Source organism: Paraclostridium sp. AKS73, assembly GCF_025671395.1.
Taxonomy (GTDB): Bacteria; Bacillota; Clostridia; order Peptostreptococcales; family Peptostreptococcaceae; genus Paraclostridium; species Paraclostridium benzoelyticum.
Window position 1 is genome coordinate 50,183 of sequence record NZ_JAIXHU010000003.1, and the last position, 14,150, is coordinate 64,332.

The 14,150-nt window shown below is 27.4% G+C and carries 16 protein-coding genes and 2 pseudogenes; 2 read left to right on the forward strand and 16 right to left on the reverse strand.

What is annotated here, in order from left to right; all coding sequences use genetic code 11:
* Positions 1-30: 30 nt before the first annotated feature.
* From LEQ07_RS02905 to LEQ07_RS02925, 5 genes and pseudogenes are all read right to left on the reverse strand, one after another.
* Positions 31-441, reverse strand: a complete 411-nt coding sequence (locus tag LEQ07_RS02905; RefSeq protein WP_317851998.1) for an exonuclease SbcCD subunit D C-terminal domain-containing protein — start codon at positions 439-441, stop codon at positions 31-33.
* Entirely contained in the window at positions 435-1,175 is a 741-nt protein-coding gene (locus LEQ07_RS02910; RefSeq protein WP_263329467.1) for a metallophosphoesterase family protein, read from the reverse strand. Before LEQ07_RS02910 ends, LEQ07_RS02905 begins: the two co-directional genes overlap by 7 nt.
* A gap of 128 nt (positions 1,176-1,303) precedes the next feature.
* Entirely contained in the window at positions 1,304-1,894 is a 591-nt protein-coding gene (locus LEQ07_RS02915) for an HD-GYP domain-containing protein (protein ID WP_442952393.1), read from the reverse strand.
* 30 nt (positions 1,895-1,924) lie between these two features.
* Positions 1,925-2,328: pseudogene (locus tag LEQ07_RS22820) on the reverse strand (GGDEF domain-containing protein); the annotation flags it as partial.
* Positions 2,329-2,486: 158 nt separating this feature from the next.
* The gene (locus LEQ07_RS02925; RefSeq protein ID WP_263329469.1) at positions 2,487-3,071 is read right to left on the reverse strand and encodes a PAS domain-containing protein; all 585 of its coding nucleotides are present in this window, start codon (positions 3,069-3,071) and stop codon (positions 2,487-2,489) included.
* Positions 3,072-3,340: 269 nt separating this feature from the next.
* Between LEQ07_RS02925 and LEQ07_RS22825 the strand changes: the two genes are divergently transcribed.
* Positions 3,341-3,979, forward strand: a complete 639-nt coding sequence (locus LEQ07_RS22825; protein WP_263329470.1) for a DUF4184 family protein — start codon at positions 3,341-3,343, stop codon at positions 3,977-3,979.
* Between the two features lie 67 nt (positions 3,980-4,046).
* On the opposite strand, the pseudogene LEQ07_RS22365 reads toward LEQ07_RS22825, so the two are convergent.
* The 9 genes and pseudogenes from LEQ07_RS22365 to LEQ07_RS02975 all read right to left on the reverse strand — a co-directional run bounded on the left by LEQ07_RS22365 (position 4,047) and on the right by LEQ07_RS02975 (position 12,234).
* Positions 4,047-8,367, reverse strand: a pseudogene (locus tag LEQ07_RS22365) (acyl-CoA dehydratase activase-related protein).
* 268 nt (positions 8,368-8,635) lie between these two features.
* Positions 8,636-8,890, reverse strand: coding sequence for a class I SAM-dependent methyltransferase (locus tag LEQ07_RS02940; RefSeq protein ID WP_263329471.1), 255 nt, complete (start codon positions 8,888-8,890; stop codon positions 8,636-8,638).
* A gap of 28 nt (positions 8,891-8,918) precedes the next feature.
* Entirely contained in the window at positions 8,919-9,101 is a 183-nt protein-coding gene (locus LEQ07_RS02945; RefSeq protein ID WP_263329472.1) for a hypothetical protein, read from the reverse strand.
* A 29-nt stretch (positions 9,102-9,130) separates the two neighbouring features.
* Positions 9,131-9,445 (reverse strand): pyridoxamine 5'-phosphate oxidase family protein, encoded by a 315-nt coding sequence (locus LEQ07_RS02950; RefSeq protein WP_263329473.1) that lies wholly within the window; start codon positions 9,443-9,445, stop codon positions 9,131-9,133.
* 110 nt (positions 9,446-9,555) lie between these two features.
* The gene (gene gltS / locus LEQ07_RS02955) at positions 9,556-10,788 is read right to left on the reverse strand and encodes a sodium/glutamate symporter (protein WP_263329474.1); all 1,233 of its coding nucleotides are present in this window, start codon (positions 10,786-10,788) and stop codon (positions 9,556-9,558) included.
* A gap of 257 nt (positions 10,789-11,045) precedes the next feature.
* On the reverse strand, positions 11,046-11,213 hold the full coding sequence (locus LEQ07_RS02960) for a hypothetical protein (protein ID WP_263329475.1): 168 nt from the start codon (positions 11,211-11,213) through the stop codon (positions 11,046-11,048).
* Between the two features lie 2 nt (positions 11,214-11,215).
* Complete coding sequence (locus LEQ07_RS02965) at positions 11,216-11,653, reverse strand: DUF2971 domain-containing protein (RefSeq protein ID WP_263329476.1); 438 nt, start codon at positions 11,651-11,653, stop codon at positions 11,216-11,218.
* The gene (locus LEQ07_RS02970) at positions 11,631-11,798 is read right to left on the reverse strand and encodes a hypothetical protein (RefSeq protein WP_263329477.1); all 168 of its coding nucleotides are present in this window, start codon (positions 11,796-11,798) and stop codon (positions 11,631-11,633) included. Before LEQ07_RS02970 ends, LEQ07_RS02965 begins: the two co-directional genes overlap by 23 nt.
* Positions 11,799-12,105: 307 nt before the next feature.
* Positions 12,106-12,234 (reverse strand): hypothetical protein, encoded by a 129-nt coding sequence (locus tag LEQ07_RS02975; RefSeq protein WP_263329478.1) that lies wholly within the window; start codon positions 12,232-12,234, stop codon positions 12,106-12,108.
* On the opposite strand from LEQ07_RS02975, the gene LEQ07_RS02980 reads away from it, so the two are divergent.
* Positions 12,219-12,851, forward strand: a complete 633-nt coding sequence (locus LEQ07_RS02980; protein WP_046823961.1) for a metal-dependent hydrolase — start codon at positions 12,219-12,221, stop codon at positions 12,849-12,851. The two genes, LEQ07_RS02975 and LEQ07_RS02980, sit on opposite strands and share 16 nt — an antisense overlap.
* 73 nt (positions 12,852-12,924) lie before the next feature.
* Here the strand turns inward: LEQ07_RS02980 and LEQ07_RS02985 are convergent, their stop codons facing one another.
* Positions 12,925-13,554 carry a glycoside hydrolase family 10 protein gene (locus LEQ07_RS02985; protein WP_317852000.1) on the reverse strand — a complete coding sequence of 210 codons (630 nt, stop codon included), beginning with the start codon at positions 13,552-13,554 and terminating at the stop codon, positions 12,925-12,927.
* 17 nt (positions 13,555-13,571) lie between these two features.
* Positions 13,572-14,033, reverse strand: a complete 462-nt coding sequence (locus LEQ07_RS02990; RefSeq protein WP_263329479.1) for a glycoside hydrolase family 10 protein — start codon at positions 14,031-14,033, stop codon at positions 13,572-13,574.
* Positions 14,034-14,150 lie beyond the last annotated feature (117 nt).

The window sequence follows — 14,150 nt, forward strand, 5'->3', positions numbered from 1 at the left end:
AGGCACTTATGGTTAACTTTATAGGTCTCATTATTTCACCTCACTTTTTAAAACTTCATTTATAGTATTCATTAAAACTACTTCTTTTTCTTCTGTATAATCTCCGCTACCTAAATCTTCATAAAACTCTTTAAATAGCTCTAGCTTACTTTTTCTCTTATATTCATCTTTTGCTGAAGTTTTATCTTCACTAATTTCCCTTTTTCTCTCTCTTGTTATTAACATAGTATTTGGATAAACTGCTCTTAACTTTTCCATTGGATTTATAAGTTCTCCATCATCTGTTAATATAGCTTGTATATAATCTTCTTTTCCTTCTTCTAATTCTCTAGCTTCCTCTATTAAGTCTTCTATATTCCCTTTTATAACTCTTAAATCTCTTACTGGCTTTAAACATTTAAAATCTATATTTATTGCATCTTTATTGTTTATATCTAATATGTATACTCCTTTTTTTGTTTAACTTCTGAGAAAGAATACTTTAATATTGATCCTGAGTACTTCATTTCTTCTCTTCCAATTTTTTGTCTTCCATGAAGATGACCTAGAGCTACATAATCAAAGTCATCAAATATTTTACCATCTATTAAATCTGTCCCTCCTATTGATAGAGGTCTTTCAGATTCTGATGTTTCAAGATTTGCTACTTCATATTTATTTTCAATACACTCTATTGCATCTTCTCTTTTCATAGTAACGTATCCATGTCCTACTAGGATATTTACTTCTTCATAATTTATATCTTCCTTAATTTTTTCTACTACGAATTTCATTGCATCATTATGGCTTTTAATTTCTTTTTCATCTGAAATTTTTCTTGTTAATGCAGGATCCTTATATGGAATTAAATAAAAGTTTACATTTTTTTCTCCATCTTTTACAACTACATGCTTGTATAGTTCATCGTCTCTACCCGCTATATATAATCCGTGCTTTTCTAAAATTTGACTTCCAAAGCTTAGTCTTTCTCCACCATCATGATTTCCTGATATAGCCAATACTTTTACTTTTTTATCAATTATTAAATTACTTAAAGTTTCATTTAATAATTCTACAGCTTCCACAGGCGGAATTGACCTATCGTATACATCCCCTGCTATTATAAGTACTTCTGGCTTTTCTTTTTCTATTAAATCTATTAATCTATTTAAAATGTATTTTTGATCTTCAATCATTGAAAATTCATTTACTATTTCCCAATATGCCAATCACTTGTGTGAATAATTTTCATAAATTTCCTCCTTAAGATTTTATATAATTGATTATATCATAAAAAGCCTTCATTTAAATGAAGGCTTATTTATTATGTATCACTTTCTAATTCTTCGATAAAAGCATCTACAATATTTGAATCAAATTGAGTCCCTGAGTTTTTTCTTAATTCTTCTATTGCTTGTTTTTTTGACATTGCTTTTCTATATGCTCTATCACTTGTCATTGCATCAAATGAATCTACAACAGATATTATCCTTGACAATAATGGGATTTCCTCTCCTTTTAATCCTAATGGATATCCATTTCCATCGTATCGTTCATGGTGAGTTAAAATCCCATAAGCTACATGAGATAAATCAGGTGTGCAATTAGCTATTCTAAATCCTTTTTCACTATGATTTTGGATTAAACCATATTCCTCTTGAGTAAGAGGTCCCGGTTTTTCTATTATGCTTTCACATACCCCGATTTTTCCTATATCATGTAGATATGCCAATAGTTTTAACTCTCTAATTTGTTTATTATTTAAGTTTAATTTTTTTCCTATTTTGTATGCATATTCTACAGTCCTACTAGTATGATCTCGTGTTTCTAAACTCTTTTCCTCTAGTGTTTTTTGTAGAGATTTCATTATGTAATTTTTTCTACTCTCTTTTGATAGTAACTTTTCTTGATACATTGTATCTTCTGCTTCTTTTATTAAATCTTCTATGCTTAATTTATTGTCAACTTTTGTTGAGACTCCTAATGCTATACTTATTTTCATGGAATAGTTACTAGCCTTTTTACAATTTTCTAAAATAGTATTATATGTACTTTGGGCACAAATGGAATTTGTGTTTGGCATAAGAATTACAAATTCATCTCCACCCCATCTAAAAATAAGATCCCTTTCATTACAACTATTTTTAAAATTTCTGAAATTTTTATAATCAATTTATCCCCTTCTAAATGGCCTTTTGTATCATTTAATTTTTTTAATCCATTTGCATCTCCAATTATCATACTTAGAGGATAAAATTTTTCATTATTTAAAATTTTTATTTGTTCTTCAAAATATGCTCGATTAAAAAGTCCCGTTAATTTATCTGTATAACTCATTTGTCTTAACATATTTTCTAATTCTTTTCTTTTTGTTATGTCTCTTGATACGCCTACTACGCCTACTACTTCATTTCTTTTATTTATTACAGGTGTTTTTATACTTTCAAAATATGTAACTTCTTTTTACTATTTTTATTTTTAATTTAGAATATATATTTTTTTACTTTCTATCGCTTCTTTATCTTTTTTATAAGATACTCTGATAAGTTTTTATCTTCACTTAGTTCTAAATCTGTTTTTCCTATAACATAACTTTTATCTCTTTCATAAAACCTTTCAAAGAAAGCATTATTTCCTCCTACATATTTCCCTTCTATATCTTTATAAAACACTATGTCTGGTATGCTGTTTATTATAGTTTCCATTAAGTTCTTTTGATAAATATTGTCTTCTTCATATTGTTTAAACTCTGATATATCGTGTATTATACCTGTTACTACAATTATTTCTTTGTCTTTGTCAAGTACAGGGGTTAAATAAGCTTTGGTTATTTTGTTTTTATGCTTATTTTCAAATGTCATAGGTTGTTTGCTGTCTAGTACTTTTTTATAGTTCATATCAAACATTTTAGCTATTTCTACAGGGTATATATCTTTATTGAATTTACCTATGATATCTTCTTTCTTTATTTCTTTACTTATATATGTGTCTTTAAATTTTTGGTTTATATCTAGAAATGCTCCTTCTTTTGATTTTATCCATATAGGTATAGGCAGCGTATTGAATATTAAATCCATTAAATTTTCTTTCATAATTTTTTCCTACTTCCTTTTACATATCATATCACTTATATATTACTTTAAATCATATATTTTTTCATTTGGTAAATTTTGGTTTAAAAAGTAATTATATATATTACGATTCAAAATATATAGCATATTTTATTTATTTATATTATTATATTAAAATGAAATAAAATTTTAAGGAGAATTTTTTATGCCATTTACATTAGCTCATCCAGCTGTAGTAATTTTTTTCAAAAAACAAAAACTTTAGTTCATTAGGATTGATTCTAGGCTCTATGGCACCAGATTTTATATATTTTTTATTATTTAATCCAAGCAGTGATTTAGGACATACACTATTAGGATTTTTAATTCTTAATCTTCCAATATGCTTTTTGTTAAACTACCTAATATTAAAGTTCATAAAAAATCCATTTATAATTAATCTCCCTTCTAAGATCTGTAACTATTATACATATCTTATAAATTATGATTTTAATTTTAAAAGTCCTAAAGATATTTTTGTATTTACATACTCATGTATAGTCGGAATGCTAACACATATAATCTGGGATGCATTTACCCATAAAACAGGTTATTTTGTTGTTAACATAAATCTATTAAAAGAATCTATACATATACTTGGTTATCAAGTTCCCTTTTTCAAATTGCTTCAACATGGTAGCACACTATTAGGTTTTTTTGTTATTTTATATTACTTCTATACTATAAGAAGGTATAGTAACAAACATATACGATCAAATAAATTTCAATATCATTTAACAGCTATTTCGATACAAATTTTAATTATTATTTTAAGCTACCTTATATTTAAAAATTTTGGAATAGGTAGATTTGTAGTGACTTTTATGAATGGATTGTTTTTAGGATATTTAACCTCATCAATTATTTATAGATACAAATTATTGAAATAAATTTTATTATATAAAAATAAGTAGTTAACGATGTAAATTAGTTTCACTCCGTAACTACTTATTTTTATTAAGCTAATGCTTCTTTTTCTGTATCTTCAGGCTCTATACTTTCAGGTTTTAAAGTTTCAATATTCACATTATTACATTCTAAATTTTTAAATGATGTTGAAAGCATAAGTTTTATTCTATTTAACTGATTTACTTCGCTAGCCCCTGGATCATAGTCTATTGGAACAATATTGGAATCATCATAAATTCTTTTTAATTCCTTAATTACTCCTTTTCCAGTTATGTGATTAGGTAAGCAAGCAAAAGGTTGCATGCAGATAATATTTTTCACACCACTTTCGATAAGTTCCATCATTTCAGCTGTTAAAAGCCATCCTTCCCCAGCTTGATTTCCTAGAGAAATTACATTAGATGCTATACTTCCTAGAGTTTTAATATCTTTTGTCTTACTAAATCTCTTACTACTTTCCAAAGCATTCATATAATGCTTTTGATATTTTTCAATTGCACCTATCCCAAATTTACCACCTAGTTTTTTATATTTTTTATCTAAATGATTATCAGCCTTGTAATATGTATTAAAACAACAACTTAAAAAGAAATTCATAAGTTCTGGAACAACTACCTCAGCTCCTTCAGCTTCCAACACATCTACAATGTTGTTATTTGCCAATGGATGAAATTTAACTAAGATCTCTCCAACTAATCCAACTTTAGGTTTTTCGACTTGTACTATAGGTAAATTATCAAAATCTCTTACTATATTATATATGTTTTCTTTAAACTCAATAAAGCTTCCTCTTTCTAAACTCTTTTTACAAATCCTTATGTATTTTTCATATAGTTTATTAGCACTTCCCTTTACTTTTTCATATGGTCTAACTCTATATAAAACTTTCATAAGCAAGTCTCCATATATGACGCCCATTAAAACTTTATTTACTAGGCTTAATGAGAAAGCACTATATAAATTGCTCTTTTCTTCTCCATTTATAGATAAAGATAATACAGGTACATCTTCATATCCTGCATCACTTAAAGCTTTTCTTAAGAAACCAATGTAGTTAGTAGCTCTGCAAACCCCTCCAGTTTGAGTTATAGCCACCGCAGTCTTACTTAAATTATATTCCCCACTTTTTAATGCTTTAATAATTTGACCTACTACAATAATCGCTGGATAGCAAGCATCATTATTAACGTATTTCAATCCTTCTTCTACAGCACCTTCATAATCTTTTAGTAATACCATATTATATCCACATGATCTTACTCCATGTTCTACTAAATCAAAGTGTATAGGTGACATTTGAGGAACTAAAATATTATAATCTTCTTTTATAGCTTTAGCTAAACTTCCTCTTTTATATTTTTTTTCAACTTTTATAATTTCTATATTATTTTTATCTCTTTCTTCTATGGCCGCTTTTAACGATCTTAATCTTATTTTAGCAGCTCCTAAATTATTTCCTTCATCAATTTTTATACAAGTGTATATTCTTCCCTCACTATTTAAAAGTTCTTGAACTTGATCAGTTGTAACTGAATCAAGACCACAACCAAAAGAATTTAACTGAACAAGTTCTAAATTTTTTGAATGACTAACATATTTTGCAGCTCTATATAATCTTGAATGATATGCCCATTGATCTACAACTCTTAAAGATTTATCTATTTTGCCTAAATGGCATATACTATCCTCTGTTAGGACTGCCATATCTAAAGAATTTATAAGTTCTGGTATCCCATGATTTATTTCTGGGTCAATATGATACGGTCTTCCTGCTAAAACAATACCCTTCATATTGTTTTTTCTATTAATTTTAATGCTTTTTCACCCATATTCTGTATGTCTTTTTTAAATTTTTCATATTCTTTAAAACCTAGATCTACACTTTTACTTATTTCATCTTTACTTATTTCTATAAAATCTTTATCATATAATTTAATTTTATTTAACTCTTCAAAAAGACTTTTCTTTAATGCTTTTTTATTATTCATTGGTAAAAACGGATTAATAAAATTAATATTTTTATCTCGTATTTCACTAATATTATTTTTTATAACTTCTGAGTATGACATTACAACAGGACAATTAAAATGATTATCTATATTTTCAAACTCTTTGTGTTCATGTCTTATACATGGATAAAAAATTGTTTTAACTCCTTTTTCAATTAAATCATTTATATGACCATGAACTAGTTTTGCTGGATAGCAAACTGATTCAGAAACAATTGAATCCATACCTTTTTCATAAATTTGTTTAGACGATTTTTCTGATAAAATAACACTAAATCCTAAGTTTGTAAATATAGTGTGCCAGAAAGGATAATTTTCATACATATTTAAAACCCTAGGTATACCAATAGTTTTTCGCTTTGCATATTTAGCTTCTACGCTTTTATAGCCAAATATTTTTTTATATTTGTATTCAAATAGATTTATATGTTTATTTTCATTAACTTCTAATCCTGACCCTTTTTCACATCTATTTCCTGAAATAAACTTTTCTCCATTTCCAAAATTATTTATAGTAAGTAAACAATTATTAGAACATTTTCCACATCTTGCAGTAATAGTTCTTAGCTTTATATTATTTATATTATCTCTATCTAACAATAATGTAGTGTTCCCTTTTTATATTTTTCTTTTGCAATTATACTAGCTCCAAATGCACCCATTATTCCTGCAATATTAGGTCTTACAACTTCTCGTTCCGTTAGTATTTCAAATACCCTTAATACAGCATCGTTATAAAAAGTTCCTCCTTGAACAACAGGGTATTGTCCAATATCTTCTTTAGATTTTGCTTTTATAACTTTATATAATGCATTTTTTATAACTGAATATGATAATCCAGCACTTATATCACTTACCGAGTTACCTTCCTTTTGAGCTTGTTTTACTCTTGAGTTCATAAATACCGTACATCTAGATCCTAAATCAACTGGATTTTCAGAGTATAGAGCTTTTTTAGAAAATTCTTTTATATCAAGTTCTAATGATTTCGCAAAAGTTTCTAAAAACGACCCACACCCCGAAGAGCAAGCTTCATTTAATATTATAGTTTCGATAACTCCATTATTTATCTTTAGACATTTCATATCTTGCCCGCCTATATCAAGTATAAAGTCTACATTTGGAGAGAAAAACTTAGCTCCCTTATAATGCGCTACCGTTTCTATTTCTCCTATATCTATCTTTAACGCTTGTTTTAGTAAAGCTTCTCCATATCCTGTAACTGCTGAATTCACTATTTTAGCTGTATTTGGTAAGTTTATATATATATCATTTAAAATATCTATTGTAGAGTTTAAAGGGCTTCCTTCATTGCTTTTATATGCTGAATATAGTAAATTGCCATCATCATCAATTAGAGCTACCTTAGTTGTTGTAGATCCTGCGTCAATACCTAAAAAGCAATCTCCTGAGTAATTTGATAACTCTTTTGTAGTAACTATATTCATACTATGTCTTTCTTTGAATTTTTCATATTCTTCTTCGTTTATAAATAAAGGCTTTAATTTACTTTGAGTGGTATTTTGAGTTTCTTTTGAGTTCTTTAAGTTTAATAATAAGTCACTTATCATAAATGTTTTATTATTTGTATATGAAAGAGCTGCTCCTATAGCTATGTACAGTTGAGCATCTTTAGGAAATATAATATCGTGTTCGTCTAAGTTTAGCATATCTATAAATGATTGTCTTAGTTGGGATAAAAAGTATAGCGGTCCTCCTAGAAAAGCAACTTTTCCCTGTATTTTTCTTCCACAGGCTAAAACACTTATAGTTTGTACTGCTACTGCATGAAAAATACTCATTGCTATATCTTCTTTTCTTGCACCCTCATTTATCAATGGCTGAATATCTGTTTTGGCAAATACTCCACATCTAGCAGCTATACTATATATATTTTTATAATCTTTTGCTAGTTCATTTAACCCGCTAGCATCAGTCTTTAATAAAGATGCCATTTGATCTATAAAAGAACCAGTTCCTCCTGCGCAAATTCCATTCATTCTTTGTTCTATTCCATTAGTTAAATAGATTATCTTTGCATCTTCTCCACCTAATTCTATAACTACGTCAGTATCTGAATTATAAACTTCCACAGCTTTAGTGCTTGCTATTACCTCTTGTACAAAATCTACACCTAAGTTATTTGCTAAATTCATTCCTCCTGAACCAGTTATAACTACAGAAACGCAACTATCTCCTATACTTCTATAAGTGTCTTCTAGAATTTTTATTACAGCGTTTTTTATATCAGATAAATGTCTTTTGTATTTTTTAAATACAATATTGTTGCGCTTATCTAATACTACTAATTTTACAGTAGTTGATCCAACATCAATTCCTATATGAAAAGTTTCCTTCATACACATCACCTCATTATTCTAGTTGTATTTTGATTGTTTTTGTATTTTAGAATTGAAATTTAAGAATAATTATTGTTCCTTGTAATATTTACCACAAAAGATGTAATTTTAAACATATTTTACTATATTTATAATATAAAAAATAAAGGAGACGTTTTATAAAACATCTCCCTTGTTAATACCTATTAATATCCAATTAGACAAACTAAATCTTCTGATGCATCTATTTCTTGTATATTTTCAAATCCAGCTTCTTTTAAATCATTTACTATCTTATCTTTTTTACAAAATGTTTATGTGATCCTTCTTTCCAATCACATATAAGAATTTTACCATCTTCATTTAAAACTCTTTTTGCATCTTTTAAGAGTACTATTGCGTCATCTAACTCATGATGCACAGTTATCATAAGTACTAGATCTGCTAAGTTTTCTTTAAGTGATATACTACTTTCTTCCATTACACTAGCTTTAAGTCTTCCATGTAATCTTGGAATGCGATTTAAATTTATCCAATCTATCATTTCTCTTGATATATCTAATGCATAGCAATTAGATTTTGGAATAAGCTCTAGCAGTTTTCTGAAAAATACCTGTTCCGGCACCTATATCTACTAACAAACTATTATCTCTTAGTTTCAAGTTTTCCACTATTTTTTCTAAGTCTATCATCTCTATCCTATGAGGATTATTCAATTTTTCTAATTTTTTAATATTAAATTTATGTCCACTCATAATTCACCTCAATATGTTAAGTTTTATATTTATATTATAGCTTTGCCTGAAATTTTATCAATACTCATCTTTATTACTCTAGTTTTGTCTCCAGCATTTTTTATGTAAAATTTACCTTTATCTATAAAATTAGGTGAGTATTTTTTCAATAGCTCTAGTAAAGCTTCATTTTTTTCTTCTCCAAAAACTTCATTAGCCTCTCCAAATAAAATAGTACTTTCATATTTTGTGCTAAATTTTTCTGGAATTACACAAGTTTTTCCTACTACATAAAATGAAACTTTGTTATTATAATTAATGTTTTCTAGCTTTTGTCTTTCTTTTCTTCTCATTTGCTTAAACATATCTACAAGTCTCCTTTTATACAGTTTAGTAAATTATAGCACTTATAATATTTTTTGTGAATATTTATCCACCCTATTTATTACCAAATTATATTTTTTACTTTGGGTAGTTAACTAAAAAAGTTTATAAAAGTTACAATTGTCGGTATTCCCACTAAATCTACTAAAAATGCTCCAACTAAAGGTACTATTAAAAAAGCCTTTGTTGAATTTCCATACTTAGAAGTTACAGAATTTATATTAGCTAGTGCATTAGGAGTTGCTCCAAGTCCATGACCTAACATGCCTGAAACCATAACTGCCGCATCAAAATCTTTTCCTAATAATCTAAATCCAATAAATATTCCATATAATGCTATAAATATAACTTGAGCAAGAACTATTGCTATCATCGGTCCTGCAAGTCCTGCTAATTCCCATAATTTTATACTCATAAGTGCCATTGTTAAAAATATTCCTAAACAAACATTGCTTATTATATCAACTGAATACAGATCTATTTTCACAATATTTATCTTGTCATTTAAATTTCTAAATAAAACTGCAACAAACATTGCACCTACATATCCTGGAAGTACTACACCTGTAGCATTTGAAAACCATGACCCAAATAAATTTCCAATAGTCATGCAAGATGCTATAACTGCAATTTGAGTTATCATAGTACTTGAATTGAATGAGTCACTTAATTTTATTCCTGCCGTTTCTTCTACAGATATATTTTTATCATATTCTTCTACTAATGGTTTTAAATTGTACTTATCTATTAAATATCGAGAAGCTGGACCTCCTATAATTCCTCCAAAAATAACGCCAAATGTCGCTGCTGCCATACCTATTGTAAGCGCGCCATTTACCCCTAACCCTTCTATGGTTGCCCCAAAGGAAGCTGCATTTGCATGACCACCTTCCATAGAAACACCTCCACACATAATACCTATAAGAGGGTTTATATTTGTTAGCTTTGCCCCTATAATACCTATTACATTTTGAAATATAGCAAGTCCTCCACACAATATCCAATAAATTATTAATAATTTTCCACCCTTTTTTATAAGAGAAAAGCTAGCTCCTAATCCTATCGTGGTAAAGAAAGCTATCATAAACGGTGATTGTAAAGTTGTATCCATCTCTAAGTTAAATAAATTTACAGTCTTTGAAATAAATATTATAATTGCAAATAAAAGCCCTCCTATAACTGGCCCTGGAATGCAAAATTTGTCTAAAAAACTAATCTTTTTTCTTAAGTAATTTCCTAAAATCAAAAGTAATGTAGCTAGTGCTAAAGTTGCTATCATGTCCAAATTCACAGTAAAAATTTCCTTTGTAATTTCAAATTCCATAAAATCCCTCCTAGTTTATATAATATTATTAAATACCTATTCAATTTGTTTATTCTATATACCTTGTTTTAATCATATTTTAAATATGATTAATCTATTTCAATCATGAATAGTTTTCGTCTATTTAATGGAATTTTTAGTAATTAAAACTTCCTTAAGCACAAAAAGGTATAGAAATTTTTAAAATTTCTATACCTTTTTTGGTATCAATCTAAAATCAATACCTTTAGAATATTCCATTTTGTAGACTTTGCACTTTAGTTTTTAGAAATTTCTATAACTCTTTCTATATTTTCTTTACTACAGTCTTTGCCTAAATAAATAGACTTTACTTTCATTAGGCTTTTTTCTATACCACATTCTCCACTATTGCTTTTTAATATAATTCTCCATTCATTTTCATATTGCCAGCTTTTATGTTTCATTGTCAGTGTGAAGTATAACAAAACATAGAATCTAGTTTTAACTCATCATTATTTATTAGATTAGATAAAGTATTTTTCAAAACTTCAGTTATTTCTACTTTTTTATCTATATAACTTACTTTTAATAAGCAATCATAAAAATCGCTGTTTCTATCCAAATTGTCTATATCATATTCAATACACATACCCCTATGGTTATCTCCATAATGAGTCCATAGAGGTATGTTGTATATACTAGTACTTAGAGATAGTATTTTTATGTGGTCGCTAAAGCTATTTAAAACTTTATCTATCTTACTTATTATTTCTAATTTTGATAAGTTATTTGCTGGACAATATTCTCCTTTTAAGAAGCGTATTATCTCATCTTCATTATAATGTACTGGTAGTAAGTCAAAGGGATCATTTAAATGCTCTCTATTGAAAGTATAGTTTTCCATCTTCTAAATTTTTCAGTCTATTTTCATCTATTTTTTGGTATTTGTATAGCTTACTTGGAACATGTATATTTTTTAACTCTTTAGCTTCTTGCACTTTTCCTTTAGTATATAGTTCGATAAATTTTTCTTCCCATTTTATTTTCATATATTTGTCTTTCCTTGATTTAATAATTATTTATTATTTCATTCTATATACTAATAATTATGTGCACATATTTAAATAAATATAAGGCTAGAAAATTTTATATCCTTATATTTATTTTTTACGCTTAAGGAATTTATGATTAACGAATATTTGTGAATAACTTATAAATTATAGTCATATCAAAATCTTGATGAAAGTAAAAAATGACATTTTGAGCAACTGACGAAGTCGTTTAAGTAACGGGACAAGAGTTTATCGAGTGGACGTTGACGATATTAAATTTGAGCGACATGAGCGAAGCGAATTTTTATTTAGTTTTTATAACTTCTATAGCTTTTTCTAAAAGTTCATCTCTTCCCTTTTTTATTCCATCTATAGTTGACTTTATGTAACTTTTCCATATTTTTTCAGAATAATTCAATGAAAAATTTTCCATATTTTGAATATAATCTATGGGAGGTGATTTTAATTAAATATGACACTCATATCAATGGCGGTATATTTTTAGGTATGTTATTTTTAGGTCCATTTTATAATTACATAATTTCCAATTTCAATTTAATAGAAATTTCTATTTTCCTGTTATTATATATTTACTTCTTAAAGTTAGGCTCTATTTTCCCTGACATAGACTGTCCACAATCTTATATAGGAAAAAAGTTTAATATTTTATCTAAAATAATTAATAATAAGTTTCACCACAGAGGTTTTACTCACAGTGCCTTATTTATATATTTCTTAATTTTTATATCATTGTTAATAGATATTGGATTTAAACTATTATATCCGTACATACTTGTATTCTTAGATGTGTATATATTTATAATGTTTTATGGTTTTATATTAGGTTGTATATCTCATATACTTTTGGATATGTTCAACTCTAGTGGAGTTTGTCTTTTTTATCCATCTTGTAAAAAATATAGATTACCTTTAGCTCCTGTAATAAAGGTTGGTTCTAATGCTGAAATTTCGCTTAACTCTTTTTTGAGTTTACTTACAAATATTTTAATTGTAATGTATATTTTTAATTTAATTGAATATTTAGCATAAAAAAACCCTTATAATAGTTTTTTTAAACACATATTTCTATTGTTTAAATAAATCTTATTATAAGGGCTATTTTTTATAAGATACATGCCTTTTCTGAATATGCCTTTTCTAATTGTTGGACTATACCTTCATTATTACTAGCTATATCTCTATAACTAAATAATATATTTCCTTTAACCTCTGGGTACTGTCTATTTATAGCAATTTGTTTGTCTAACTCTTTAGCTGTCTCTGCCTTATTTATACTTTGTGCAATATATAGTTTTACATTCGTACCTTCCACTACATTAGACCACCATCTAACTAGTGTTTCATACGGATTTTTTTTGTCGTTAGTTGCCCAATATATTTGTGGTGCTATAAAATCTACAGTTCCTTCTTGTATCCAAGTTAGAGGGTCTGAGTATAAAGCGTAATACCCTTCTAGCGCATTTGTATTAGATCCATTTATATCACTGCTTTTATTCTTCCATACTGGGAAAGGACTTATTCCAAACTGAACCTTTGGATTTGTAGCTTTTATAACTTTATATATAGTTTTTATTAAATAATTTATAGCTGATCTTCTATAATCTCCAATATTTACACATTCCCAGCATCCACATTTACAAATCCATTTACACTCACATTTTGGCATAGGATAACCTTCTGGATAGAAATATTCATCAAATATTATTCCGTCTACATCATAATTAGAAACTATTTCAAAAACTGTAGTTGCTAAATAGTTATTACCTCTCTATCTTCGGGATTATATGAAAGTGCATCATTAAATTCCAAAATCCAGTCAGGATTTAATTTTGCTGGGTTATTGTCTGCTAACACACTTAGATCAGTTCCTTTAGTAGTTACTCTATATGGATTTAGCCATCCATAAAATTTCATATTTCTTTTATGTGTTTCATCTAACATAAATTGAAGTGGGTCATACCCTGGATCTTTTCCTTGTGTTCCTGTAAGGTATGATGACCATGGATTGATTTTTGATTTGTAAAAAGTATCTGATGTAGGTCTAATTTGAACCATAACTACATTAAAATTTAGACTTTGCAATTTATCTAATAACTGTATAAATTCTTTCTTTTGTGCTTCAGCATCATTTTTTGTCTTGGGCCAATCTATATCATACACTGTTGCTACCCATACACCCCTAAACTCGTATAGTTTGCAGTCTACCCTCATGAAACACTCCCCCTAAAATAAATTTTGTGCTTTTACATTACACTGACACTTTTTATTATATGTATTTTATTAGAATTTTGTTAAACACTATTTTAAAAAGCTAGTTAAAATAAACAA

What these genes read in the sequence shown, in the direction of transcription:
- LEQ07_RS02910 (WP_263329467.1), bottom strand. Translation starts at nt 1,175, where the DNA reads ATGATTGAAGATCAAAAATACATTTTAAATAGATTAATAGATTTAATA.
- LEQ07_RS02915 (WP_442952393.1), bottom strand. Translation starts at nt 1,894, where the DNA reads ATGTATCAAGAAAAGTTACTATCAAAAGAGAGTAGAAAAAATTACATA.
- LEQ07_RS02925 (WP_263329469.1), bottom strand. Translation starts at nt 3,071, where the DNA reads ATGAAAGAAAATTTAATGGATTTAATATTCAATACGCTGCCTATACCT.
- LEQ07_RS22825 (WP_263329470.1), top strand. Translation starts at nt 3,341, where the DNA reads ATGGCACCAGATTTTATATATTTTTTATTATTTAATCCAAGCAGTGAT.
- LEQ07_RS02940 (WP_263329471.1), bottom strand. Translation starts at nt 8,890, where the DNA reads ATGATAGATTGGATAAATTTAAATCGCATTCCAAGATTACATGGAAGA.
- LEQ07_RS02945 (WP_263329472.1), bottom strand. Translation starts at nt 9,101, where the DNA reads ATGAGTGGACATAAATTTAATATTAAAAAATTAGAAAAATTGAATAAT.
- LEQ07_RS02950 (WP_263329473.1), bottom strand. Translation starts at nt 9,445, where the DNA reads ATGTTTAAGCAAATGAGAAGAAAAGAAAGACAAAAGCTAGAAAACATT.
- gltS (WP_263329474.1), bottom strand. Translation starts at nt 10,788, where the DNA reads ATGGAATTTGAAATTACAAAGGAAATTTTTACTGTGAATTTGGACATG.
- LEQ07_RS02960 (WP_263329475.1), bottom strand. Translation starts at nt 11,213, where the DNA reads ATGAAACATAAAAGCTGGCAATATGAAAATGAATGGAGAATTATATTA.
- LEQ07_RS02965 (WP_263329476.1), bottom strand. Translation starts at nt 11,653, where the DNA reads ATGGAAAACTATACTTTCAATAGAGAGCATTTAAATGATCCCTTTGAC.
- LEQ07_RS02970 (WP_263329477.1), bottom strand. Translation starts at nt 11,798, where the DNA reads ATGAAAATAAAATGGGAAGAAAAATTTATCGAACTATATACTAAAGGA.
- LEQ07_RS02980 (WP_046823961.1), top strand. Translation starts at nt 12,219, where the DNA reads ATGAAAAATTTTCCATATTTTGAATATAATCTATGGGAGGTGATTTTA.
- LEQ07_RS02975 (WP_263329478.1), bottom strand. Translation starts at nt 12,234, where the DNA reads ATGGAAAATTTTTCATTGAATTATTCTGAAAAAATATGGAAAAGTTAC.
- LEQ07_RS02990 (WP_263329479.1), bottom strand. Translation starts at nt 14,033, where the DNA reads ATGAGGGTAGACTGCAAACTATACGAGTTTAGGGGTGTATGGGTAGCA.